The organism is Glycocaulis sp., from assembly GCF_051859565.1.
Lineage (GTDB): Bacteria > Pseudomonadota > Alphaproteobacteria > Caulobacterales > Maricaulaceae > Glycocaulis.
In genome coordinates this window covers 267,547-292,938 of record NZ_JBHYFK010000001.1, presented here as the reverse complement: position 1 = coordinate 292,938, position 25,392 = coordinate 267,547, and the positions used below count along the sequence as shown (strand labels likewise).

The 25,392-nt window shown below is 62.3% G+C and carries 16 protein-coding genes and 1 tRNA gene; 12 read left to right on the top strand and 5 right to left on the bottom strand.

Features of this window, described 5'->3' with window-relative positions; translation table 11 throughout:
* Positions 1–13 precede the first annotated feature (13 nt).
* Together ACTIGC_RS01375 and ACTIGC_RS01370 are read left to right on the top strand one after the other, a co-directional pair.
* Positions 14–259: a helix-turn-helix transcriptional regulator gene (locus ACTIGC_RS01375; protein ID WP_127565218.1), complete on the top strand. Its 246-nt coding sequence runs from the start codon at positions 14–16 to the stop codon at positions 257–259.
* Between the two features lies 1 nt (position 260).
* Positions 261–878: a hypothetical protein gene (locus tag ACTIGC_RS01370; RefSeq protein WP_439632700.1), complete on the top strand. Its 618-nt coding sequence runs from the start codon at positions 261–263 to the stop codon at positions 876–878.
* Positions 879–889: 11 nt separating this feature from the next.
* Here ACTIGC_RS01370 and ACTIGC_RS01365 read toward each other — a convergent pair whose 3' ends face one another.
* Positions 890–2,938 (bottom strand): potassium/proton antiporter, encoded by a 2,049-nt coding sequence (locus ACTIGC_RS01365; RefSeq protein WP_439632699.1) that lies wholly within the window; start codon positions 2,936–2,938, stop codon positions 890–892.
* Positions 2,939–3,055: 117 nt separating this feature from the next.
* On the opposite strand from ACTIGC_RS01365, the gene ACTIGC_RS01360 reads away from it, so the two are divergent.
* Positions 3,056–3,132 (top strand) — tRNA-Arg (locus ACTIGC_RS01360).
* An 89-nt stretch (positions 3,133–3,221) separates the two neighbouring features.
* On the opposite strand, the gene ACTIGC_RS01355 is transcribed toward ACTIGC_RS01360, so the two are convergent.
* Complete coding sequence (locus ACTIGC_RS01355) at positions 3,222–3,476, bottom strand: helix-turn-helix transcriptional regulator (protein WP_439632698.1); 255 nt, start codon at positions 3,474–3,476, stop codon at positions 3,222–3,224.
* Between the two features lie 479 nt (positions 3,477–3,955).
* Complete coding sequence (locus tag ACTIGC_RS01350; protein ID WP_439632697.1) at positions 3,956–4,765, bottom strand: hypothetical protein; 810 nt, start codon at positions 4,763–4,765, stop codon at positions 3,956–3,958.
* Positions 4,766–5,242: 477 nt separating this feature from the next.
* On the opposite strand from ACTIGC_RS01350, the gene ACTIGC_RS01345 reads away from it, so the two are divergent.
* From ACTIGC_RS01345 to ACTIGC_RS01330, 4 genes are read left to right on the top strand one after another with little or no spacing between them, the layout of a single operon-like run.
* Positions 5,243–7,267 (top strand): N-6 DNA methylase, encoded by a 2,025-nt coding sequence (locus ACTIGC_RS01345; RefSeq protein ID WP_439632928.1) that lies wholly within the window; start codon positions 5,243–5,245, stop codon positions 7,265–7,267.
* A complete protein-coding gene (locus ACTIGC_RS01340; RefSeq protein WP_439632696.1) occupies positions 7,264–8,664 on the top strand; it encodes a hypothetical protein in 1,401 nt (466 codons plus the stop codon). Before ACTIGC_RS01345 ends, ACTIGC_RS01340 begins: the two co-directional genes overlap by 4 nt.
* Complete coding sequence (locus tag ACTIGC_RS01335) at positions 8,664–9,479, top strand: hypothetical protein (protein ID WP_439632695.1); 816 nt, start codon at positions 8,664–8,666, stop codon at positions 9,477–9,479. The genes ACTIGC_RS01340 and ACTIGC_RS01335 overlap by 1 nt, the downstream gene beginning before the upstream one ends.
* 3 nt (positions 9,480–9,482) lie before the next feature.
* Positions 9,483–10,463, top strand: coding sequence for an HNH endonuclease (locus ACTIGC_RS01330; RefSeq protein ID WP_439632694.1), 981 nt, complete (start codon positions 9,483–9,485; stop codon positions 10,461–10,463).
* 270 nt (positions 10,464–10,733) lie between these two features.
* Here ACTIGC_RS01330 and ACTIGC_RS01325 read toward each other — a convergent pair whose 3' ends face one another.
* Positions 10,734–12,104, bottom strand: a complete 1,371-nt coding sequence (locus ACTIGC_RS01325) for a tyrosine-type recombinase/integrase (protein ID WP_439632693.1) — start codon at positions 12,102–12,104, stop codon at positions 10,734–10,736.
* A 645-nt stretch (positions 12,105–12,749) separates the two neighbouring features.
* Here ACTIGC_RS01325 and ACTIGC_RS01320 point away from each other — a divergent pair.
* From ACTIGC_RS01320 to ACTIGC_RS01305, 4 genes are all read left to right on the top strand, one after another.
* A complete protein-coding gene (locus ACTIGC_RS01320) occupies positions 12,750–20,027 on the top strand; it encodes an autotransporter-associated beta strand repeat-containing protein (protein WP_439632692.1) in 7,278 nt (2,425 codons plus the stop codon).
* A 178-nt stretch (positions 20,028–20,205) separates the two neighbouring features.
* Entirely contained in the window at positions 20,206–20,520 is a 315-nt protein-coding gene (locus tag ACTIGC_RS01315; protein WP_439632691.1) for a DUF6481 family protein, read from the top strand.
* Positions 20,517–21,188, top strand: a complete 672-nt coding sequence (locus ACTIGC_RS01310; RefSeq protein WP_439632690.1) for a spermidine synthase — start codon at positions 20,517–20,519, stop codon at positions 21,186–21,188. Before ACTIGC_RS01315 ends, ACTIGC_RS01310 begins: the two co-directional genes overlap by 4 nt.
* A gap of 161 nt (positions 21,189–21,349) precedes the next feature.
* On the top strand, positions 21,350–23,515 hold the full coding sequence (locus ACTIGC_RS01305; RefSeq protein ID WP_439632689.1) for an AGE family epimerase/isomerase: 2,166 nt from the start codon (positions 21,350–21,352) through the stop codon (positions 23,513–23,515).
* Positions 23,516–23,524: 9 nt separating this feature from the next.
* Here ACTIGC_RS01305 and ACTIGC_RS01300 read toward each other — a convergent pair whose 3' ends face one another.
* Positions 23,525–24,829 (bottom strand): UDP-glucose dehydrogenase family protein, encoded by a 1,305-nt coding sequence (locus tag ACTIGC_RS01300; RefSeq protein ID WP_439632688.1) that lies wholly within the window; start codon positions 24,827–24,829, stop codon positions 23,525–23,527.
* Positions 24,830–25,125: 296 nt separating this feature from the next.
* On the opposite strand from ACTIGC_RS01300, the gene ACTIGC_RS01295 reads away from it, so the two are divergent.
* Positions 25,126–25,365 (top strand): hypothetical protein, encoded by a 240-nt coding sequence (locus ACTIGC_RS01295; RefSeq protein ID WP_233352452.1) that lies wholly within the window; start codon positions 25,126–25,128, stop codon positions 25,363–25,365.
* Positions 25,366–25,392 lie beyond the last annotated feature (27 nt).

Genomic DNA, 25,392 nt, shown 5'->3' with positions numbered 1-25,392 from the left:
TGAAGGTCCCCCGATGAGTTCGCCCATCTATAACCGCCTGCCCGTGCTGCGCGCCGAACGCAGCCTGTCGCGCAAGGCGCTGGCCGATGCGGTGGGCGTCAACTTCCAGACGATCGGGTATCTGGAACGCGGCGATTACAGCCCCTCACTCGAGCTTGCCCTCAAGCTCGCCGAGTATTTCGACCTGCCGATAGAAATGATCTTTTCGCTCAAGCCGTTCGAGCCGCTTTCGCGGATCGCGAACCAACGGGATCAGTGACATGTCCTTCTATATGCGTACGGCCAACGGCAAGACTCCCCGGCGCAGCCGCAATGCGATGCGCCTGGCCACAAGCCTCACGCTCTTTGGCTATCCGCTTGGCGGCCTGGTCATGCTGAACGCTCCGCTGGCCGGGGCGGGTTCGCCCAGCTTTGCGGTTTCCATGGCCGGGCTTGGCATCATCGCGATGGCTGTCCTCGCCTTCTTCTACATTGCGCCATCCTACATGCAGCGCATTATCGGCGAGCAGGTGTGCGAGCTGGACGATCTGGAACGCGATCTGCGCCAGAAAGCCTATGCGTTTGCCTATCACGTGCTGACAGGGCTGGTGGCCGCTTTCATTTTCTACCTCGCTGTTGCCAATGATGACACGCGTCTGGCCTTGTGGGCGCCGTCCACCTACAGCCACTGGAACACGGTCTTCTGGGGAGTGCTGCTTTACTGCTTCACGCTGCCCACCGCCTATCTGGCCTGGACAATGCCTGACATCGCCCACGAGTTCGCCGATGAGGAACTCGACAGCGAACCGGCCCGCAAGCCGGGCGTACGCTGGTGGTTGTGGGGGCTGATCATTGCGGGCGGGCTGGCCGGTTTCATTCTCGCCCGCGTGATAACCTAGCGCGAGCCGCCCTAGCTTTCCTCGATGAAGCCTGCATCCCGGGCCGGATCAAAGCGTGTCAGGCCGCCACTGTTCATGACAGCACGGACCTGCGCCGCGTACGCATCTCCGCTCTCTGCATAGGGGCCGATCTGGCCCACCAGGGCCGGGCCAACAAGCAGATCGCCCTGCTCGCGCAGCCGGGCACGTTCGGCGCGAAAGCTGGCGAAGTCGCGGTGCGTGTTGAAGACGTCAACATAATCTGCTGCCGCGCTGGTGAGGCTGGAGAAACGGCCCTCGCGCGGTGTGCGGCCGTAGAGCGCATTGCGTTCGAGAGCCGCCGCGCTGGAGCCCCAACCCGTGGCGAGCGCGGCTTGGGCCGCGCCCAGAGAGGGCGGAACAATATCGACGCGCGCCAGCAGATCGTCGAGGTCGTCATACCGCCCGCCATAGCGCCGTGCCAGCGTATCGCGCCGGGCCTGCTGGGGCAGGCTCAAGGGGATGCCTGCCTCCTCCTGCGCACGCATGACCAGTAATTGCTCGCGCTCTTCCATGATGCGCTCGTTCTGGGCGGCCACCAGTCCGGCGGCAATCCGGCCGAACGTCTCGCGGCGCTCGGCCGGATCCATCGCGTCCCAGTCCGACGGGAAGCTTTCCAGCCGTACCGCACGCATGGAGCCGTCCGGGCCCAGAACGGCCAGCAGCTCGCGCATGTTTAACGGCGAAATGGCTTCGCGGCCCGCATCGCGCTCATTGGCGCCAAACGAAACCAGCGCGCTTGCCAGCGTGAACCCGATGGCCACAGCCGCGATCATGCCGGCATTGGCCAGATTGCCGCCGCGCTCCAGTGGCGGCGCCACGTTAAACAGGCGCGCCACCGGGCCGGCCGTCCAGCCCTGGATGACCAGAGAGGCAATAACCACCGCGAAGGCGGCGGAAAAGTACAGGTTCGCGTTTTCCACCCCGGCCAGAACCGGAAAGGCACCAAGAAAGATGGGCACCGCCCCGCGCAGGCCCATCCAGCCGATAAAGGCGCGCTCATTGATCCTGAAACGCTCCGGCGCGAGACAAACAAGCACTGCCACCGGGCGCGCAATGAGAATGAGCACAAAGGCAAGCCCGAGGGCGGGCAGCGCCACCTCTGCGGCGTGGCTGGGCGTGACCAGCAGCCCCAGCATCAGGAACAGGCCGATCTGGGCGATCCAGGCGAGCCCGTCGGAAAAGCGCGCCGTGGCTTCCGCCGCGCGGCGCTTGGGCGCAGAGGCCATCGCCACGCCAGCGAGATAGGCCGCCAGAAAGCCCGAACCGCCAACCACTTCGGCAAAGGCAAACAGGAAGACCGCACCGGCCGAAGCGAAGATGGGATAAAGCCCGATGGGCAGGCCGATCTTGCGCTCGACATAGGCGATCAGGCGGCCGCCGAACCAGCCAATTGCACCGCCCGCCACAATCGCCCAGACGATCGACAGGGTTGCAATCAGGGGATCAGGAATGCCCTGCCCGGTCAGCCAGGCCACGAAAGTGACCACAAGAATCACGGCCATGGGGTCGTTAAAGCCGGACTCCGCTTCCAGCGTGGTGGCGACCCGCGGGCGCGCCTTGATGTCCTTGCCCGCGATCAGCATCAGCACGGCTGCGGCATCTGTCGAGGAAACAATAGCGCCCATCAGGGCTGCTTCGACCCAGCCCAGCCCGAACAGGTATTTGGCCGCAAGAGCGGTGATGCCTGCGGTGATGATGACGCCCAGCGTGGCAAGGCTGAGCGCGGGGCGCAGCACGCTGCGCAGCCGGCGCAGCTTGGTGCCCAGGCCGCCATCAAACAGGATCAGCGCAAGGGCCAGCGAGCCAAAGAGATAGGCCGTATCGTGGGCATGGAAGGCAATGCCGCCCGGCCCCTCCTCTCCTGCCAGCATTCCGATGACCAGGAAGATCAGCAATAGCGGAGCCCCGGCCTGCCGCGTGGCGGCAGCCCCTGCAATGGCCAGCAGGACAAGGCCTGCGGCGGCCAGCAAGATGAGCTCGGCTGTATCCATGATGGATCCGATATAGGCGGTCGGGGCAAGGCAGGGAAGCGCGATCACCGCCCGTCATGGGCGGCAGACACACCCCTGCTGCAAACGCGGGCAGAATACCCGGCGCCTTGTGCGGCGTCTGTCCATTGAATAGTCCCGCCCGGCCCTGTAAGAGAGCGGTTCGACGCACCCGTAGCTCAGCTGGATAGAGCGCTGCCCTCCGAAGGCAGAGGTCACAAGTTCGAATCTTGTCGGGTGCGCCATTTATTTTCAATAGGTTAGGTGATTTTGAAAGGGCCGATCAAAGGCCTGTTTTCGAATTATCCCAATCATATCCCAATCCCGAAGGAACTCAGGACCATCCCAATCGGCGGGCCTCAGGGGCGTTGCGGTGCGCTCTGGCCAGCGCATAGGCCTCCACCTCTGACAGGCGGAACTTGATCCGACGGCCAATGGCATAGGACGGGAAAGGCATCTCTCCTCGATCCCGCCACTTGCGCAGCGCAGCGGTGGTAACGTCTAGGAACTCTGCCACCGCCTCGATACCCACGAACGGCTCAGGGGCCGCTGGGGCAGCCTTGCGGGGCGTGTTGATCTGTTGGTGCATGGTCTGTCTCTCTTGAACGCGAGAAACCCGCCACGGCATTACCGGGCGGGCTCACGAAGATTGATATTGGAAGAGGGCTATTGAGCCCTGTTGTTTGGCCGGTGCGCAGCCACAAGCAGGAAGGGCGGCGGCTCGGGGTGCCAAACAGCCATCGCCCCCGCGCCTAAGCGCATCGAGAAGAAGGCGCGGGTTTCCTTGGCGATGACCGCCGCGCTGGCACCCCCATGGGGGGTAATTGAAGCCGCCCCTCTCTTGCAGGGGGCCTCACATTTTTTTGCCAGTTTTGGACCCCTTCACCGTAAGGCGATGTTGGGGTCCGCTTCTGGTTTCTCAGCCGGTTCCCGTTGCGCACCACCCCCGCCTTATCGCCTATGCCAACGCGGCGGCGCACGTCTCCTTGATTATAGGGTGATCCAAATGAACCACTTCCGGGCCTGAAGCGCCGCTATAGCTGGACGTTCGGCTCCCCAGACTGCCTCCTAGTTGAGGAAACCGTAGGGGTCCGCCTCCCGCCGCGTAGCGTATTCGCCAAGGGTCTCCCCTGCGGCACCTCGGGGGGCAGGCGGGAGACGGCTCCAAGCCTGCTCAAGGGCAGCGCGAGCGTGCTCCGGCTCCTTTCGGCCAAGTGCGGCGATTATGCGTGACGCCTCCGTGATTGCTGCCTTCCGCTTGGCCCGCCAATGTCGGCCCGGCGCGTCGGTGTTCTTGGCCTCGGGGGCGTCGTCCTGCATCATTTTCCAATACCGGCCCGCCTCGAGCGTCTTTATGAGCCTGCGGCACGTTGAATATGGGAGGTCGAGCTCTCTCGCTATCTGCCGGATGGCCTTGGGGTTTCCCCTCTGCCTGTCGCCAAGCCTGTGCTGGTTCGCAGCGAAGTATCGGCGGATGCCTTCCTCTTGCCGCTCTGCCTTCGTCAGGGGCAGCTTGGTTTCACGGTTGAGTTGCCACGCGGCGTAGCGGGCGGCCTCCAAGGTGTCGGCTTCGGGGTGAACGGTCACATGCACCAGCGCGTTGAGGATCACTTCATCCTCGTTCGCTCCCTCTGCTTCCAAGGCGGCGGCATGGCGATGGTATCCATCAATCAGGATCACCTCGCCGCCCACAAGCGCCACGCTCAGAGGCGGCCATGGCTTTTCGTTCTTCCGGGCCTCAACAAGGTCCCCGAGGTGCTGAGGGTTTAGACCCTTACTCCTCGCCGATATGGACGGGTCCGCGACTATCCAATCAAGCGGGATTTTGGCTTCCTGGCCCCTGACAAGGTCGGTCGGTGTGTTCAAGGCATCGGTCATGTCTGTGCTCTCGTTCGCGGGTTGAAGTTTTCCCTCGCGGTGGCCTTCAGAAACGCCAAGACCCCCACCGGGCGAACCGATGGGGGCCTTGAGGTTCCCTTGCGCCCCGTCAGGCGCTACACCCCGCGAAGGGTCAAGACGCCCCAGCCGTCACGGCAGGGACACAAGCAGATACTTCTGCACTAACGCTACTATCTGACGGTTTCGCTCCGCCACGCACTCGCGGCTGGGGAGACCGGCAGGCAAGTTCTCTGCACCAACGGTCCCTTTCGGCGCATTCGTTCCGCAGCCCACCCCGGCCCGGTGAAGCGAGTTAGCCAGCTAGCGCCGTTAATCGTTGAGCGGCGCGGCAACGCGCCCTAGCCTGCCCGCGAAACGAGACAGTTACTCAAGCGCCGAGGCGGCCAACAAACCGCTTGCTACGATGGCGAGTTGAGGCCGGGCTCTAGAGTTTGAAACGGGGAAAAGATGGCAGCGATGAAGAAGCCTGCAGCGGAGTTCAACGAATTTGTTCTCTTTTCGGAGGCTGAGAACGACGCACTCGATAGTCGAGCCCAGAGGAAGGAAATTCGCGGCAAATCCGTGGATGTCATCGAGTGCAGGGTTCGCGGCAAGGAGGTCCAGCTCAAGCCCGAGGAGCGAGTGCGTCAGTTATGGCTCAACCGGCTCATCGACAAGCTCGGCTACGGGCGCTCAAGGATAGCGGTCGAGTATCCAATAACCTTCGGGCGTGACACCTCGAAGCGTGCTGACATCGTAGTGTTCGATGAACATCGTTCAACCGTGCCCTATATCATCATCGAGGTGAAGCAGAAGAAGCTTAAAGACGGCAAGGAGCAGCTCCGGTCCTACGCCCATGCTACCGGCGCACCTCTTGCACTCTGGAGTGACGGCATTCTTGCCGAGGTCTGGCACCGCAAGAACCCCAACTACTTCATGCCGATCCACGAGCTGCCCCGCGCAGACCAGACCATCGAACAGGTCGTGGATCAGCCGTGGACCATTCAGACCCTGATCGACCTTGAGGAGGAGCGGGTGAAAGAGGGCAAGTTTGCCCGCTCCCTGCGCGACCTGATCGAGGATATGGAAGACGAGGTTCTGGCCAATGCCGGGGTCGATGTTTTCGAGGAAGTCTTCAAGCTGATCTTCACCAAGCTCTATGACGAGATGACCTCGCACCGGCTGGGCAATGCCCTGCGGTTCCGCAACCAGAACACAGCGGCGCAACTGAAGGCAGCGATCCAGAACCTATTCGATGAGGCCAAGAAGAAGTGGCCGGGCGTGTTTCTTGAAGATGAACGCATCCGGCTGTCGCCGGACCATCTGCAAGTTTGTGTCGGTTCGCTAGAGGAATGGAAGCTGTTCAATTCGAACCTCGACGTGATCGACGACGCCTTTGAATACCTGGTGTCCAAATCCTCAAAGGGCGAAAAGGGCCAGTATTTCACCCCGCGCTGGGTGATCGATATGTGCGTCAAGATGATGAACCCGCAAGAGGGCGAGACGGTGATCGACACCGCCTGCGGCTCGGCGGGGTTCACGGTGCACAGCATGTTTCATGTCTGGCGACAGATCATTCGAGCGCTGGGGCTTGAGGAAAGCCACCTGTTCACCATGGACGCCAAACCGCCGCGCTGCATCGACTATGTGCGCGACAATGTATTTGCCGTCGACTTTGACGAGAAAAGTGTCCGGGTCTCGCGCTGCCTGAACCTGATCGCGGGCGACGGCGAAACCAACGTCCTGCACCTCAATACGCTCGACTGGACGAAGTGGGACGAGACTGCCAAGCAGAACGAATGGCTCGATACTTACGGCGACGGCTGGCGACGGTTGCGCAAACATCGTGAGAGCACTCGGCAGACCGACTACCGCAGCTTTAGCTTCGATGTGCTGATGGCAAACCCGCCCTTTGCGGGCGACATCAAGCAATCAGACATGCTGTCGCCCTATGAGCTCGCGCACAAGACGAACGGCAAACTGGAAAAAGCCGTCGCACGCGACTTGCTGTTCATTGAACGCAATCTGGATTTTCTCAAACCCGGCGGTCGGATGGCCGTTGTCCTGCCGCAGGGGCGGTTCAACAACTCGTCAGACAAGCGGCTACGTGAGTTCATCATGGAACGCTGCCGCATCCTTGCCGTGGTGGGGCTGCACCCGAACACCTTCAAGCCGCACACCGGCACCAAGACCAGCGTCTTGCTGGTGCAGAAGTGGAATGACGATCCGGCCAAGGGGCCGCTGTGCCCGAAAGTCGAGGACTACGACATCTTCTTTGCCACGCAACAGGTGGAAAGCGTCGATAACTCAGGGCGCAAGGTCTATCGCAAGAGCCCGGACGGCACCTTCATGCGCGACACACACGGCCATTTCGTTGTGTCGCATGACCTCTTCAACCACGATGGACAAACTGAGGACGGGATCGCGGAGGCCTTCGAGGAGTTCGCCCGCAAGGAAGGCTTCAGTTTTTTTCGGGACGCCCCTTCAACCAAGGCCGCTTGAGCGGTCTGTTGGAGGGGCTTGAAGCCGCCGTCGTTTCCTCAATCGAATTGCCCCAAGACCTGCGCTTTGATGCACAGTTCTTCCAAAAGGCATACATCGCAGAAGACCAAGCCCTACACCGACATCAGCTAAAGCGCGTTGGCAAGGCCGCCTTCGTCACTGACGGGCCTCATGGCTACCACGAAGTTGATGAACATGCCCCAACGGCAATGTTGACCGCAAAATGCGCCGGATCGTGGTTTGCTGATCGCTCACCTGCGGAAACCGTGGCGGATTGGGTTGTCGAAGCAAATAAGCGGTCATTTTTGGAAAATGACGATCTGATCCTCTCGACCAGAGGGACTGTCGGAAACTGCGCGATCGTCACAGATGAAGCCCTCCCCTCGATCATAGACCAAGATGTCGCTCGAATTTCACTCTCCGAGGGCAGTGGCCTGCTGCCGCAATTCGTCTTGACCTACCTGAACAGCAAGTTTGGCCAAGATCACATTGCGCGGCACTCTTCGGGAATGGTCCAACAGGGAATGTCGCTCGCCAAGGTTCGTGAAATCCCCATCCCGATTTTGAGCGATGCGCTCCAGTCGCGCATCAAGAGCACAGTGAAACAGGCACTGTCTCAGCGGAGACAAGCCCGTAGTAATGCTTCGGAGGCAGAGCAAAGCCTCTTGGGGTTCCTCGGCCTTGCCAACTGGACCCCGCCGGAACCGCTCGCCTACACCGCCCGTGCGTCGGATGTCTTCGCCTCGGGCCGGTTCGATGCCCGCTTTTTCGCCCCACGCATTCAGGCCCTGCTTGACCTGCTGGCCGTGGACGGGCGCACAATCGCAGACGTGGCGGCCCCCCGGCGCGAGAAGTTCCGCCCCGATGCCTGCGCTGCCTTCGACTATATTGAGATCAGCGATATCGACGGGGCCGGGGCGGCTACCAGCACCCGCCTTACCTCGGAAGGCGCGCCCAGCCGCGCCACATGGCATGTGCGGGCGGGGGATATCATCACCTCCACCGTGCGCCCGATCCGCCGCCTGTCGGCCCAGATCACTCCGGAGCAGGATGGTTACGTCTGCTCGTCTGGGTTCGTCGTGGTGACGCCCCGCGACATAGCGCCCGAGGTTCTGCTGACCTACCTGCGCCTGCCGGTGATCTGCGAACTTCTGGACCTGTTCGCCAGCGCCAGCATGTATCCGGCCATCACCGACGCCGACATCTTCAACCTGCCGCTGCCCCATATCCCGGACGCTGTGGCCGATCAGGTGACGCAGAACGTGATTGCAGCGAAGGCGGCAAAGGCCCGTGCTGCCAGCCTGTTGGAGGCGGCAAAACGCGCCGTCGAGATTGCGATTGAAGACGGGGAACCCGCCGCCATGGCCTACCTTGACCAAGCAGAGGAGGCGATCTGATGGCCCGCCTGCCCAACAACGCCCGGCTTTGGAAAGAGCGGGCGGAGATCGACTACATCGGCCCCTTCGTTAAGGCCTGGGCCGCGTTCAATGCATGGTTTCGCGAAGAGGCAGGCACTCGGCGGGATCGAGAGGGGCTGGAGTTTGTGAAAACTCGGGTCAATCCGGTTCGAGCAGAGATTATTCCGCTCTTGCGTCCTCGCGAAAACAGACCAGATGGCCGCCCGCGTCCAGACAGCGAGGAGGCGCTGGAACTGAAGCTGATGATCGCTGAACTGCACCGCTTTCTCGAGAACTACCAGATCGAGGTCGTTCGCGAAAATGACGTTTTGGAGCGCATAACCTTCACTTCGGTTGCTATTCGACCGCGCGTCCAACTCCCACAATCAGCGGTCAGCCGTTCGATCACCTTCACTGTGGACAGGCAGAACGGACAGTGGCTTTCGACGGTAACCAATCGAGCTGGTCATGTTACGGCGACAATTCCTCAGGCAGACTATGACGAAGCGAACCTTGTCGCACATCCGGAATTCACCGCTCTTTCTGCAACTATGCAGGCGCACCTGCGCGGCCTCTATCAAGACTGCTGCCCTCGCCCCTTGAGCAACCTATTCGTGGGGGACGAGCCCCCGATTGTAGCAGGTGAGTTTGAGTTTCGCTGCACTAAGGAGGAGTTGTTCTTTGGCCTTATCGAGGTGATCTACGCGCTGCGAAACTCCTTGCTTCACGGCGAATTACAGCCGGACGAACGTGCTTTCAGGGCATACGAGCCCGCATATCGCGTTGTTATGCGTTTCCTGAATTGTGTGAGGTAATCAGTGGCGAAGACGATCAAGGTCAAAGACCTGCCTGCGCCGATCAAAGCCGCCAAGGCCGACTGGCTGGCAGCGACAACTTGGATCGGCTTCACGCCCGGGACTGACAGTCAGGATACGCGCAACAAGTGCGCCAAGACCATCCAGCGGCAGGCGGATGACGGCTACATCATCGAATACATCGTCAAAACGCACGAGAAACCGAACCCCGGATTTGAAAACGACCCCGACTATTTGGCTGAACGGCAAACCCACAAGGAGCAAGCTGGCCGCTTCATTGCAGTGCACAAGCTGAGATATTCATCCCGGTCGCTAGCCACGATCCTTGGCCCGGCCGAGTATCAGCGGCTGCAAGACATGTGGGCGCGGGGGCAAAATCGGTGGCGCTGGTCCGTGGCCTTCCCCATCGTCGAGACTTACCGGATCGTTGGCCAGCCAAAGGCCAAGGACGTTCTGGGCGAAGAGGGTTATCGACGCCTGTTCGCCCATTCCTCAGCCACCCTTCGCCCGCTCAATGACGCCGAACGGGCCTCGCTTGCCGATCTGGACCTTGAGCCTGTGGCCGCTAGTAATGCTTGGATTGCCATCGAGGACGAGTTTCAGAACGCCGAACTGAGCGATATTCCGAAGCGAACCGAGCGTGAGATCGAAAGGGACATGGCGGGCAATGCCCTTGAAGGCATGACCGAAGAGCGAAAGGCAAAAGTGAGGAAACGCGCCGCATGGCTTGCAGATCGGTTTGTTCGAGACAGAATTAGAGCCGAAACGCTGATCTGCGATGCTTGCGGTTTTGACCCCGCCCGTTGCTTTCCCGGTAGCGGTGTTCGACCGCGTAGCCTGATCGACGTGCATCACAAGCACCCCCTAGAGGAAGGTGTCAGATACACGACCGTCAGAGATTTCGCCCTGCTTTGCCCAACCTGCCATCGCATAGAGCACGCCCGCATGAAGCTGATGGCACAGGCCGCGAAAGCAGCGGAGTAGCTTGCCCCCATTAATTTCGGTGCGGCGACGGTTTGGCCTTCGGAACGGAAAGCCTAGACCCCTGAAATTGGAGCGATTTTCTTGCCAGTTTTCTTCGGGCGCTGAATTGCGAGCGCCTCGGTCTGGGTGACGATGGTTCGCCGTTCCTCGTCCGTCAGCGCGGCTGCGGCGACGTTCAGCCGATCCAGAAGCCGCGCTCTTGCGGTCTGCGGCGGCGGGTCTGTCAGGCCGAGCAGGTGAACGGCGCGGGGGCATCAAGAGCTTGAATAGTTAAACGTGCATCTTCGCTTTGCTAAGAGCCACAACGTTCCCCTCAGGCCGCACCACGCCCGGCTCGCCTCTGGCCACGCGCTCCACATAGGCTGCCCAAGCCTCTAGAGCGGCGCGCTTCTCCGGGAGGTAGGCGTTAATGTCGTAGTTTCGCACCAGACTATCGCCGTGCTTGTGGTTCAGGACGACCTCTCCAACGTGGATCGGGAAACCCAGCCGCTCGCCATCCGTCAGCCGGGTGCGCCCCGTGCGGCGCATGTCATGGGCTTTGAGGCCTTCAATACCCAGCTTGATGCAGGCGCGTTCGAAGGCTTGGGTCATGCTGTCCCGTTCAATTGTGTCTTGGCCAGCTTCCCCCGCCCTGCCCATGAAAGGCCCCTCCTCATCCTTGTTGACTTCACGTGCATACTCGAGGATCGCCAAGGCCTGAGGGGACAGCGGCACAATCGCGCTGCGGTTTTCCTTCTTGCGCTCAGCCGGTATGGTCCACCGGCGCGCCTCGAAGTCGACTTCACTCCAGCGCATGCTGGCCACTTCCTCGCCCCGCTGCAGGGTAAGCGTCAGGAACTGAAGCGCACTGGCCGAGACCCAACCCTTACCCCGCGCTTCGCCCTCGCCTGCCAGACGCTTTGAGGAGCTTTTGGGTGCCTTCTGAGCCTCCCATTGGTTCCACAAGGCCCGCAGCTCCGCATCGGTGGCTATCCGCGTCCGGGGCTTCTCCGGGTATTTCTCAACGTCCACTACCGGGTTGGCAGCCAACCAACCACGCTTGCCCCCAAACTTTAGGATGAGCATCAGGTATTTCCTGCAGTCATTCGCTGCTGCGTTGCCGTCGCCGCTACCCCGTCTGGCGGCTGAGGCCTTGATATCCGCCAGCGCCTCCGTGACGTCCATGGCGGTGATCTTGTCCACCGGGAGGTTGCCCAGCCGGGGCAGGATGTTCTTATTGAGGTGCGCCCGCTCCTTGGCGAGGGTGCTGGGCCGCTTCTTGCCACGAGCTTCTGCGTCCTTCAGGTATACCTCGACGAGGGCTTCCAGTGTCCGCTGGCGGCGCTCCGTGCCTTCCTTGCGCTTGGAACGCGCTTGAATGACGGGGTCTGCGCCCTTCGCCCTTACGTCCGTGCGGGCCTCTGCGGCGAGCTCCCTTGCCCTGTCCGGGAGCAGGGACGGGTAGTCGCCCAGCACTTTGTCAGAGTTCTTGCCCTCTGCGGTCACATAGCGAACGGCAAAGGTGCATCTGCCGGTCTTCGCCACAAAAACACAGAAGCCGGGCTGGACGGTGTCCAACACCCGATAGCGCTTCACCTCAGGCTTAAGGCTCTCAATGTAGGTCTTGGTCAGCTTGGCTTTACGGGAGGCTTGTCTGGGCATCGGAACGTGCTCCGGGAGGCTTGAAGGCACCCAAGGGGCGCAGCGGGCAAAAGTCACTCCGATTGGAATTATCCCAATCATATCCCAATCACAAGAGCAAAGTCCGTCTAACTCAATCGCACTCGATATCAAAGCACTAACACATCATCTCATTGTTATATAATGAAAAAGACAGGATATCACTAGCGCACGCTGGAAGCCAAAATTCCTATACCTTTGCCCTCCGAAGGCAGAGGTCACAAGTTCGAATCTTGTCGGGTGCGCCATTTCCGCCTGAACCCGCGTCCATGACGTGGAAGCACGTGCTTGCCAGCCCGTCATGGCGCACCTTGCGGCAGGTCCGGATACCGCCGTCTTCGCGCCTGCCTGACGTCACTACCCGGCACAAGCGTCCGTTTTGCAGCCAATTCGCGCTTTTGGGTTGTGCAGATCCATTTGGTTAGCCATTAATTTACGCATCGACGTCTTGCCGGGGTGGCGGCCAGACAGATCTGTGGGGAAGTGCGGCCTGCGGGCCGCCGATATACAGAGGTATCCCAAATGTCTGATCGCCAGCCCGGTACTTGCGGCGCAAGCCGCAATGTTAGCCTTTTTGCGCCTGTTTTTAACTCCCGCAGGCCAGCGTCCAGGCTACGCGCCGCCCTGATGGGCGCGACCATGCTGGCGGGCGCGGCGGCGCTGATTACCGCGTTGCCGCAGCAGGCAATGGCTCAGCACGTGATCGAGAACGACGACGTCGTTGTTCCAGGCGACCGGCCCGATCCGTGGAATATCGGCAACTCCTTGATCGTGGGTGATTTTGGTGACAGCACGCTGACCATCTCCGATGGCGCGGTTGTCAGCAGCACATCCGGCTTTGTGGGGCGCAGGGCGGGAAGCACAGGCGCGGTGACCGTGACCGGCGCGGGCAGCAGATGGAATAATCCCGGAGAGATACGGATCGGCGGTCTTGGCGCCGGAACACTGACCATTCTCGAGGGTGGCTCGGTGCACTCGGGCATCGGCTATATCGCCTACGAAACGGGATCAACTGCTACCGTATCGGTGAGCGGTGCGGGCAGCGAGTGGATCAGTACCAGTACTCTGATGGTTGGCGGCTCGGGCTCTGCCAACATGACCATTTCCGATGGCGGCCTGGTTCAAAACGTGCGCGGTGAGCTTGGTGTGGATACACCGGCGGTCAGCAGCAGTGTGCTGGTTACAGGCGCCGGTAGCCAATGGATCAACACCGACGCGCTTCGCATTGGCCTGTTTGGCACCGGCGCCCTGACCATTGCCGATGGCGGTGAGGTCAGCGCCGCCGGCGTGAATCTCGGCATGTTTGCTGCTGGCAATGGCACGCTCAATTTCGGCGCAGCGGCGGGCGATGCCGCCGTGGCGGCGGGCACGCTGGACACACCCACCATCGCGTTCGGCCCAGGCACCGGCACTATCGTCTTCAACCATACCAGCAATGATTTCGAGCTGGATGCCGACATTTCCGGCAATGGCACGGTGCGTATCCTGTCGGGGCGTACCACACTGAACGGCAATAGCACCTATGGCGGCGACACCTTCTTTGACGGCGGCACGATTGCGCTGGGATCAGACAGCGCGCTTGGCACGAGCACGCTGACCGTTACAGGCGCATTTCAACAAGGCCGGCCGGCGCTGAGGGCTGAAGGCGCGGCACGAACTGTCAACAACGATATCGTGTTCGACCGGCCCGGAGCGCTGCCATTTGCTGCCTATCTGACCCTCGACGCCACCACTCACGCGCTGACGCTGAACGGCGATATGAGCGGCTCGGGAATTGTGGACATCCAAGGCGGGTCGGACGTCACCACAACGGGCGCGATCAGCGATGGCCTAAGTCTGCAACTCGGCAGCAACAGCCGTCTGAGGGCCGAGGGGGGCGTGTTCGCAGACATTTTTGCCGAGATGGAAAGCGTACTGGAACTCGGCGATGGCGTTTCTGCGGTGTCGTCAATTTTTGCTATTGGGAACTTCACCCTGCAGACCGCTGCCGATGAAAGCGCTGCGTTGGCGGGCGGCATCTCCTTTATTGGAGGCGGCACGATAACGCTGGCCGGCGGGGGCCTGACCGTCAATTCAAATATTTCCGGCGCAAACGGTGCTGTGAATGTTACTGGCGGCAACATCACGCTGGGCGGCAGCAACACATTTGACGGCGGGCTGAATGTGTCGGGCGGCAGCCTCACCCTGGCCCATGCCAATGCCCTGCCGTCCGGCAATGTCCTCACCCTGACCAATGACGGCGCTGTGACAGCCAATCACGCCCTCACCCTTGGCGGGTTGAACATGAGTGAGGATTCAACTCTGGTCCTGAACCAGAGCGCCACGATCAACTCGGCCGGCACGCACATCATGGCCGGCGTCTTGTCCGGAGCTGGCGGGCTCACCTTCAATGGTGGCGGCCATTTCGTCCTTTCAGGCAACAACACCTATACCGGCAACACCCTGCTGGAGGGCGGCACGCTGACCTTGGATGGCGGCTCGGTGGCTCTGGGGGCGGGGCAGGACTTCTATGTTGGCCGCGCGGATGGTGATAACGCTACGCTTCAGATCATGAATGGCGGCTCGGTCAGCAACCGGACCGGCAGGATCGGTGACGCGGCTGGCTCCACCGGTACCGTCACCGTCACCGGCGCAGGATCGCAATGGATTAATTCGAGCACCCTGGCCGTCGGCCAGTCCGGCGCCGGCACGCTCACCATTGCCGATGGTGCTACGGTATCGAACCTGATCGGCAATATTGCGGTAAACGCTGGCTCAACCGGCGAGGTCACCGTCACCGGCGCCGATAGTTTCTGGAACAATTCAGTCGAGCTGCGCGTCGCCAATAGCGGAACTGGCACGCTGACGATTGCCGATGGGGGCCGGGTACACAGCACGGAAGGGTTTCTAGGCTTCAACGCCTCAGGTTCAGGCGCTGTCACAATCACTGGCGCGGGCAGCACATGGACCATTTTGGAGACTCTCAACGTCGGCAGGTTCGGAACCGGTACGCTGACGATTTCTGATGGCGGCCATGTGAGCGCCGAGGAATTCGTGATTGCGGCATCTGGCTCAGCCACCGGCACGCTTAATTTCGGCGCGGCGGCGGGAGATGCGGCCGTGGCGGCGGGGACGCTGAGCACACCCGACATCCAGTTCGGCGTGGGCACCAGCACCATCGTGTTCAATCATACCGATGATAATTTCCAGCTGGCCACCAGGATTATCGGCAATGGCACGGTGCGCATCCTGTCTGGCCGCACCACTCTGAGTGGCAACAACACCTATACCGGCAGTACTTTGCTGGAAGGCGGCACGCTGACACTTGGCCACAATAATGCGCTGGGTGGCTCGACGCTGCGCACGACGGGCTCGGTGGTGGACTATGCGAACGGCGTGAATATCGCCAACTCCATCATCATCGATTCCAATACTACCCAGTTCCAGGTGCTTTCCGGCTCGGCCACCCAGTCGGGGGTGATCTCGGAAAATAACGGCCCGCGCCCCTTCCAGAAAATCGGCGATGGCGAGCTCATTCTGACGGCGGCCAATACGTTCACAGGCGCCACGCGGGTAAGCGGAGGCACGCTGACCTTTGATGGCGGGAGCCTTAGCATTGCCGGGCGCCTCACCGCCTCGGCGGCTGGATCACCGACCGCCAGCATCATCGCGCGCAATGGCGCGCAGATCAGCACTGGCAGCAATTTGATCATCGGCGAAGTTGATCATGGCGAAATGCTCATTGAGAGCGGGGCCGAAGTCACGGCAACCGACACGGTCAGCATTGCCGATGTCACCGGCTCGACAGGCCTGCTGACCATCGATGGCGCAGGGTCATTGCTGACGGCCAGCAATCAGGTCTGGGTGGGCACCAATGATGCAGGCGCTGTGGTGATTACCAATGGCGGACGGATCGACAGCGGCGCGGCAATATTGGGAGCTGTGGGTTCAGGCGTTGGCTCTGTCACGGTTGATGGCGCGCACTCTCAATGGACCAGCTCGGGCCAGTTCACTGTCGGTTTTAATCGTGATGGCGAACTGACAATCTCCGGCGGTGGTGAAGTGAGCAATACATCCGGCATCATTGGCAGTGGTGCAACCAGCAATGGCTCAGCCATTGTCACCGGCGCAGGCAGCATATGGACCAATTCATCCGAGCTGCGCATCGGCAGCAGCGGCACCGGCACGCTCACCATAGCCGATGGCGGTGTGGTCAACAGCAATGGCGGCCTTGTGGGCGCGGAGGCCGGGTCCAGCGGGACGGTGACGATCTCCGGAACGGGCTCCACCTGGAACAATACCGGGGCACTCCGTATTGGCCGGTTTGGCGCAGGCACGCTGACCGTTTCCAATGGCGGCAGTCTGACGAGCGTGAACGCCATCGTGGCAGCGCAGGCAGGGTCGAGCGGCAGCGCGACCGTGACCGGAACAGGTTCGAGCTGGACCACAACCAACTATCTGGATGTGGGTGACTTCGATACCGGATATCTGACCATTGCCGATGGCGGGACAGTGACCAGCGCGACGGGGCGGCTTGGCTATTATCCGGACGGCGACGGCCATGTGCTCGTTACCGGCACGGGCAGCAACTGGACCATGACGGACCTGTTTAGCGTCGGGCGGATTGGTGCAGGCACGCTGACGATTGCGGGCGGCGGCGAGGTGCGCAACACGACCGGCTATATCGGCGAACAGGCAGGTTCCACGGGAGCTGCGATCGTCACCGGTTCAGGGTCCGGCTGGATTAATAGCGGCCTTCTGTACGTTGGGACATCCGGCGACGGCACGCTGACCCTTTCCGATGGCGGCGAGGTGAGCGCCGATGAGGTCATAATCGCGCATAGCGCAAGCTCGACCGGTATCGTCTATATCGGCTCGGACGGCGTTGCGCCGTCTGGCGCAGGCATTCTCAACACCCAAACGCTCACATTCGGCGCGGGCACCGGCGCACTGGTGTTCAACCACACCAATTGCTGCGGGTTATTCTTTGACGCCGATATCTCCAGCGACCCGCTGGGGCAGGCATTTATCCTCCACGCCGAAGGGATCACCCACCTGACAGGCAACAGCGCCGGGTTTGCCGGCGGCGTCCTGGTAGGCGGCGGCGCGCTGTCTGTCGACGGCACGCTGGGTTCGGGCGGGGTGGAGCTGGGCGTGGATGGGTCGGGCTTCCTCACAGGCAGCGGCACGGTCGGCGGGGATGTTCTGGTCGCTGGCGGCGGCACGCTTGTTGGTGTGTCGGGTTCCACCCTCACCATTACGGGCGATCTGGGATTGGCCGCGGGCGCACAGGTGATCGCGGCCCTTGGTGCGCCGGGCGATGGAGAGCTGTTCGCCGTAGGCGGCGATCTGACGCTGGATGGCACGCTGGACGTGATCGATATGGGAGGGTTCGGCCCCGGCCTTTATGGACTCTTCACCTATGGCGGATCGCTGACCGATAACGGCTTTGCGATTGGTGCGGCACCGGGCGTCTTGCCGGGCGAGTTGCAGCTCCAGACGAGCGTGGCGGGCGAGGTGAACCTCGTCTCCAATATCGGCGTCGATCTCCTGTTCTGGGACGGGGATGATCCTGCCAATGCGCTTAATGGCGTGATTGATGGCGGGGACGGTGTGTGGAGCGCGACTTCCTTCACCTTCACCGATGCTGACGGTCTGGTGTCCGGCCCGTCCCGGCCGGCGCCCGGCTTCATCGTGTTCTCCGGCGCTGCTGGCAATGTCACGGTCGATGGCAGCGAAGGCGGGATCGAGATTGCCGGGGCGCAGTTCGCGGTCGATGGCTATCTCATTGACGGCGATGGCATTACGCTTGCCGGCAATGGCGATGGCGATGCCATCTTCCGGGTCGGTAACGGTACGGGCGCAGGCGCAGCCTTTACCGCCACCATCGGGTCGGACCTCTCCGGCGATGCGGCTCTGGTCAAGACCGATCTCGGCACGCTGACCCTGACCGGCCATAACAGCTATACTGGCGGGACAGAGGTGCGCGCCGGCACGCTCATCGGCTCCACCGCTTCGGTCATTGGCGATATCGCCAATAATGGCGTGGTGGTGTTCGATCAGGCGGGCGATGCCAGCCTGAGCCAGTCATTGTCGGGTAATGGCCTCTTCCGCTTCACCGGCGGGGCCGAGTTCACGCTTGGCTCCGGCAATAGCTATACGGGCGGCACACAGGTCTTCGGCTCGCAGCTTGTGCTGACCGCCAACAATAGTGCGGGCACCGGCGCGGTCACGCTCAACAACTCCAATATCGCCTATGATGACGCGATCACCGTATCCAACACCCTGACCTTCTCCGGCACGAACGAGCTGCAGGTGCGTTCAGGCACAGCCACCCATGCAGGCCATGTGACCGGCGGGGGAGATCTGGGCCTTACCGGGGCGGGCACGCTCATCTTCACCGGCAATGGTTCGGCCTTTACCGGCAACACTATCATTACCGGCAATGTGCTGATGAACGGCACGCTTGGCGGCACGGTCGACGTGGCCGATGGCGGTGTATTGCGCGGCTTTGGCACGCTGGGCTCCACCCGGCTGCTGGCGGGCTCGACCATCGCGCCGGGCAATTCTGTCGGCACGCTCACCATCAATGGTGATCTCGTATTCGAGAGCGGTTCGCTCTATGAAGCTACCGCCCTGCCCGATGGCCAGTCTGACCTGATTAATGCTACCGGCACGATCACCATCAATGGCGGGTCGGTCCTGGTGGTCGGTACAGATAGCGGGTTTGCTGCCAATACCAACTACACCATCCTTTCGGCGGCCGGCGGCATTACCGGCGAGTTCGACGCCATCACCAGCAATTTTGCCTTCCTGACCCCGAACCTGTCGCTGACGGGGGGAACCCTGACCCTGCAGCTGGAGCGCAACATTCTCGATTTCGCCCAGTTCGCGCAGACCCGTAACCAGCGCTCGGTTGCCAACGCCGCAGACAGCCTGGGCGCCGGCAATCCGGTCTGGGAAGCCCTTGTGCTGCTAGAGGAAGCCGCCGCGCCCCTCGCCTTTGAAGCGCTCAATGGCGAGATCCACGCCACCCACCGCCAGCTGGTGATGGATGATACAATCCACACCCGCCGGGCCGTCAGCTCGCGCCTTGCCGCAGCGCGCAGCGAAGAGGCCGGTTCTGCCTGGATCAGCGGGCATTTCGGCGGTGCGCAATTTGGCAGCCGCACCGGCGTGTCGCGCGCCTCGGCAGACACGTCCGGCGTAATCTTCGGCATCGACACGCCTGTAAGCGAGCGGGCGCGCATCGGCGTCATGGCCGGATTTGGCGAAAACAGCTTCAGTCTGACCGGACGCGGCGCGTCAGGCAGTACTGAAAGCCGTTCGCTGGGCGTCTATGCCGGCGGTCAGTTCGCCGGCTTTGGCCTCAGCGCCGGCGCGATCTATGGCTGGCATGATCTGACCACCCGCCGGGCCATCATTTTCCCGGGCTTTGACGAGTATATGCGCTCCAGCCACAGCGCCGACAGCGTGCAGGTGTTCGGCGAGGCCAGACTTGCCGGACCGGCGGGGCTCGAGCCCTTCCTCTCGCTGGCCCATGTCCGCCTTGATACGGGCGGGTTTGGCGAAGCGGGCGGCGCAGCGGCACTAGCCATCGACAGCGAGACCCGCCAGATGACGCAAGGCACACTAGGCACCCGGTTGAGCCATGACTGGCAGACAGGCGGGACGAATGTGCGCTTTGACGGCTCGCTTGGCTGGCGTCGCGTATTCAGCGGCCATCGCCAGTTCGTCTCCGGCGATCTGTCAGGCGCTCCGGTCTATTTCGAAGGCAATGGTGTCGACCGCGAAGCTGCCGCCATCGAGGCAGGCATCACGATCGAACCGATGAACCGGATGAGCCTTGAGCTCGGCTATGCTGGCGAGATCGGCTCCAACGCCCGCAATCATGGCGCAGAATTCCGCGCAAGATGGGCGTTCTAGATCGGTCAGACAGGCACCCCCTGAAACCGGCCAGTTAGGTTTCAGGGGGTGCGCCGTTGCGAGGCCGGTAGCCATTGACGCACAGAACCTGCTACGCGCAGAAGAATGCGGATGCCGATCAGGTTATATGCAGGCCTGAAGGCGTCCATCATGCGCGCCGCAACACAGTGGATCAGTAATGTCAGGCTTCAAGGCTCCCGATTTCAACGAACGCAGAGCAGCTGCGCGCGCCGCAAAACAGGCTGCGGTCGAGCAGTTGCGTAACAAGCCCGCGCCCGATCCGGCCGTTCTGGCAGCGCGCAAGGCCGCCCAAGCGGAACGCGAAGAACGCCGGGCGGCCAGAAAGGCGGAGGCGGCTGCGGCCAGGATTGCCAAGGCAGAGGCAGACAAGGCACAGGCGGCGGCAGAGGCCGAAGCAGCGCAGCGGACCGAAGCTGAACTGAAGGCCGCGCGTGATGCCCGCTATGCGGCGCGTAAAGCCCGGCAAAAATGAAACCACGCGAGCTGATTGGCGAGGCCGAGGTTCCCGGCGGCCCGCCGCTGCGACTGGTCCGGCACGACAATGCCTTCATCATCATGCTGGACCGCAACGAGCTGATGAGCAGCCGCATGAGCGGCTCTGAGAAGGCGCTCGCCAGTCTGACATGCCAGAGGCTGGGCGCACGGCCCGCGCCCCGGCTGCTGATTGGCGGCTATGGGATGGGCTTTACCTTGCGGGCAGCCCTGGCAGAGCTTGGCAGCGATGCACGCCTTGTGGTGGCAGAGCTGGTTCCCGGCATTATCGAATGGGCACGCGGCCCCATGCAGGCGATGACTGAGGGGTGTCTTGATGACCGCCGTGTCGAGCTGCGCATTGGTGATGTCGGCGCAGAAATCGCGGCCGGCAGGCAGAGCTATGATGCAATCCTGCTGGATGTCGATAACGGGCCCGACGGTCTGACCCGCCCCGCCAATGATGGCCTTTACAGCATGCAGGGGCTTGCCCGCGCCCACGCGGCGCTGAAGAGCGGCGGTGTGCTCGCTGTGTGGTCTGCAAGCCCGGACCGGGCCTTCACCCAGAGGCTCAAACAAATCGGCTTTCGTGTCGAGGAGGTGAAGGTGCGCGCGCGGGAAAACGGCAAGGGACCGATGCACACGATCTGGTTTGCAACGGCCCCTTAAGCAGTCTTTCATCCGTATCGTCATCAATGCCCGCAAGGGACCGGCCGGGCAAAGCCAGCCGGCACGAACTGGTCATGTCAGGGCGAAGCGGGCTAAGGGCAAAGAGCGCGCATGCCGGCATGCATGTCTGGCCGTGAGGGAAGAAGGGGGCAGGGCTGTCGATGAGTGCGCACACGATCATGCCCTTCATCCTGTGCGGCGGGGCCGGCAGCCGGCTCTGGCCCCTGTCAGACGGTCTGCGTCCCAAACCGTTTCTGAGCCTGCCTTCGGGACGCACCATGCTGGCCGAAACGGCTTCGCGCCTCGACGCCGGAGAGCGCAGCAATATCGGCTTTCTGCCCGTGACGGCAATCGGGTCTACGCGTCATGGCGCCCTGCTGCGCGCTCAGTTGCCGGATGCCGCCCTCATTCTGGAGCCGGTTGCACGCGATTCTGCGCCAGCCGTGGCGCTGGCGGCCCTGTCAGCCTCGCCTCACGCGCTGGTGCTGATCCTGCCGGCCGATCATCATATTGCCCGGCCTGAACGCTTCCTTCAGGCCATCGCCAGCGGTGCAGAGGCCGCCGCGAGCGGGCGCATCGTCGTTTTCGGCATCACGCCTGACCACCCGGCGACCGGCTATGGCTATATCCGTGCCTGTGAAGCCGGGGCGGTACGCAAGGTCGAAGCCTTCGTCGAGAAACCGGACCTCGCCACCGCCAGGGACTATCTCGCGTCGGGCGAATACTTCTGGAATGCGGGCATTTTCCTGTTCCGGGCGGATGTGATGCTGGGCGAGCTGGGGCGCGAGGCACCGTCTGTGCTGTCGGCAGCGCGCGAGGCACTGGCAGGCGCAAAAACGGACACGGTTAGCGGCGCGCGCATCGTAGCACGCTCTGCCTTTGCGGCGGCCCCGGCCATCAGCATAGATTATGCCGTGATGGAGAAAACGCCTCTGGCAAGCCTGGTCCCGGTCGATATGGGCTGGAGTGATGTGGGTGACTATGCCGCGCTCAAAGCCCTGTCAGAGCCAGACGCGAACGGAAACATGGTGCACGGCCCTGCCGTCCTGCATGGCGTCACCGGAAGCTATGTCCGCAGCGAGGGCCCTGTCATCGCGGTGAAAGGCGTGGACGGACTGGCCGTTGCCGCAACCCGCGAGGCGGTCATCGTGACCCGCCTTGACGAGGCGGCCGGCATCAAGCCGCTCGTCAGCGCTGCGCAGTCGGTGTCCCCTCTTTCACCGGCGGCGGCGGACTGGGCGCGCCGCTGGCTGTTCGATGACTGTCTGCCCTTATGGGCGCGCACTGCCTGGGACGCCGACAGAGGCGGGTTTGTTGAAACCCTGTCACTGGATGGCACGTCCCAGCCGGAGCGCGAACGGCGCATGCGGGTGATCCCGCGCCAGATTTTCGCCTTCTCACAGGCCGCCCTGCTGGGCTGGAACAAAGACGAGGCGCGCCACATCGCGATGCTGGGCCTTGAGTATCTTGATGGCCCGGCCCGTGCATCGGCTGGCGGATGGGTTCACCGTCTGGACCGTTCAGGCACCCCTCTGGACCCAAGACGCGGGCTTTATGACCATGCGTTCGTCATTCTGGCCGGTGCTGCCGCTTTTCAGGCCTTTGGCGAGGCGCGGGCACTGGAACTGGCGCTGGAAGCACTGGATTTCGTGACAAGCCGGATGGCGGACAGGTCCGGCGAAGGATTTTACGATCCGGAAATGGCACCCGATGTGCGCGCCGCAAACCCGCACATGCACCTTCTCGAAGCGTGCCTGGCACTCGAGGCCGCCAGTGGCTCTGCCGATGCGCTGGACTGCGCGCGCCTTTGCGTAGAGCGCTTTGAAGACAGCTTCTTCCATCCGGCCAGCGGGGCAGTGGTCGAGGATTTGCACGCAGACTGGTCAAGGGGAAGCGGGCCGTGGCGCGCCGAGCCCGGCCATTGCCATGAATGGGCCTGGCTGCTGGCCGAATACGAAGCGCGGACCGGCCATGATCTCATCAGCTGGCGCAGGCGCCTGATCGGGTTTGCTGACAATAAGGGACGTGACCGCGCGAGCGGGTTTGCGCATAACAGCGTGGACACGCAAGGCACTGTTCTTGATGAGAACCGTCGCCTGTGGCCGCAGCTGGAAATGCTGCGCGCGCGCCTGCGCCACCCTGAAACGGCGGCCCCGGGGGAAGCAGAACGCCTGCTGGAGCGGCTTCGCGCCACCTATCTCGCCGATGCCTGCAAAGGCGGCTGGATGGACGCCTATGACCCGGACGGAGCGCCGCTGGCAAAGGATATCCCTGCCAGCATGCTCTATCACATCATGACGGCCATCGGACCGCTGGCAGCCCGCTAGCGGGGAGCCTTACGGCCGTCCGACGCTGGTATAGGACAAGCCGGCTTCCTTCATCTCGGCCGGATCATAGATATTGCGCAGATCCACTACGACCGGCGACTTCAGAGCCGTCTTGACGCGGTCAAGGTCGAGGGCCCGGAACTCGTTCCACTCGGTGATGATAACCACCGCGTCGGCGCCTTCCAGCGCCAGATACGGGCCGGTCGTGTACTCGACATCCTTCAGCAGCTTCTCGGCTTCCTCGATCCCGGCAGGATCATAGGCGCGAACACGTGCGCCCTTGGCCTGAAGCGCGGGAATGATGTCGAGGCTCGGTGCCTCACGCATATCGTCGGTATTGGGCTTGAAGGTCAGGCCCAGCACCGCGATCGTCTTGCCCGATACGTCCCCGCCGCAGGCGGCGATCACCTTGTCGGCCATCGCCCGCTTGCGGGCATCATTGACCCGCACGGTAGCCTCGACCAGCTGCAAGGGCGCATCGGCCTCCTGCGCGGTACGCACCAGAGCCAGCGTATCCTTGGGGAAGCACGAACCACCATAGCCGGGGCCCGCATGGAGGAATTTCGCTCCGATACGGCCATCAAGGCCGATACCCTTGGAAACTTCCTGCACGTTCGCGCTCACGGCCTCGCACAGATCGGCCATCTCGTTGATGAAGGTGATCTTCATGGCCAGGAAGGCATTGGCGGCATACTTGATCAGCTCGGATGTCCGGCGCGATGTGAACACGATCGGCGTCTCGTTGAGGAAAAGCGGCCGGTAGAGCTCTCTCATGATGTCGCGCGCGCGCGCATTCTCGGTGCCGACGACCACCCGGTCAGGACGCTTGAAGTCATCGATCGCCGCGCCCTCGCGCAGGAATTCCGGGTTCGACACCACGGCAAAGTCCCCGTCCGGGCGCACCTTGCGGATCAGCGCTTCCACCTCGTCGCCGGTACCTACCGGGACCGTCGACTTGTTCACCACGACCGTGAAACCGTCCATGACCTGGCCAATTTCTTCGGCAGCCGCATGGACATAGGACAGATCGGCATGGCCATCGCCCCGGCGTGAGGGCGTGCCCACGGCAATGAAGACCACATCGGCTGCGCGCACGGCTTCGGTCAGGTCGGTGGCAAAGTCGAGGCGGCCCTCACGCACATTGCGCTGAACCAGCTGGTCGAGGCCCGGCTCATAGATCGGCACGCCGCCGGAACGCAGCAGAGCGATTTTTTCCTCGTTCTTGTCGATGCAGGTCACCTGATGGCCGAAATCGGCAAAACAGGCTCCAGAGACCAGGCCGACATAGCCTGTACCGATCATTGCCACGCGCATGGGAAGGGCACTCCGTCATATCTTCCGCTTCTGATCTGCGTAATGCCCGCAATACGGCTTTCAGGCAAGGAACAACACCCGAAGCAGGGCCTGCAATGGCTGCGGATCTGTCCAGCTGCGCGCCGGACAAGTATGCCCGGCAAGAATGGCCGGTCGGCGGGCACCTCCTCCTTCCACCTGTCGCCCCTGTCAGGAATATGCAAATTAATTCAATATATTGCGGAACGCGACAGAGTGGCCCGCCCTTTGCCATATCTCCACCGACTAGCCGCCTGCCAGCCCCGGAGACCCAGCCCTTGCATCCGATAGCCACCCAGCGCCGCTCACGCATTACGCCTGATGATATCCGCCAGATTGCGTTCACGCTGGTGGACCGCCACGGCCCGCGCGCGCTCGGCTATGCGTGTGAAGCGATTAGCGAAATGGAAGACAAGGGCGAGGCGGAGAGCGCCGCCGCGTGGCGGGCGCTCAAAAGCGAGATCGAGGATGCCCTGTCCGGGCGCATCCATGCCGCAAGCCCTGTGCAGCTGCACTAGGCTGTCCGGGCCGCATCGTTTGGCGCT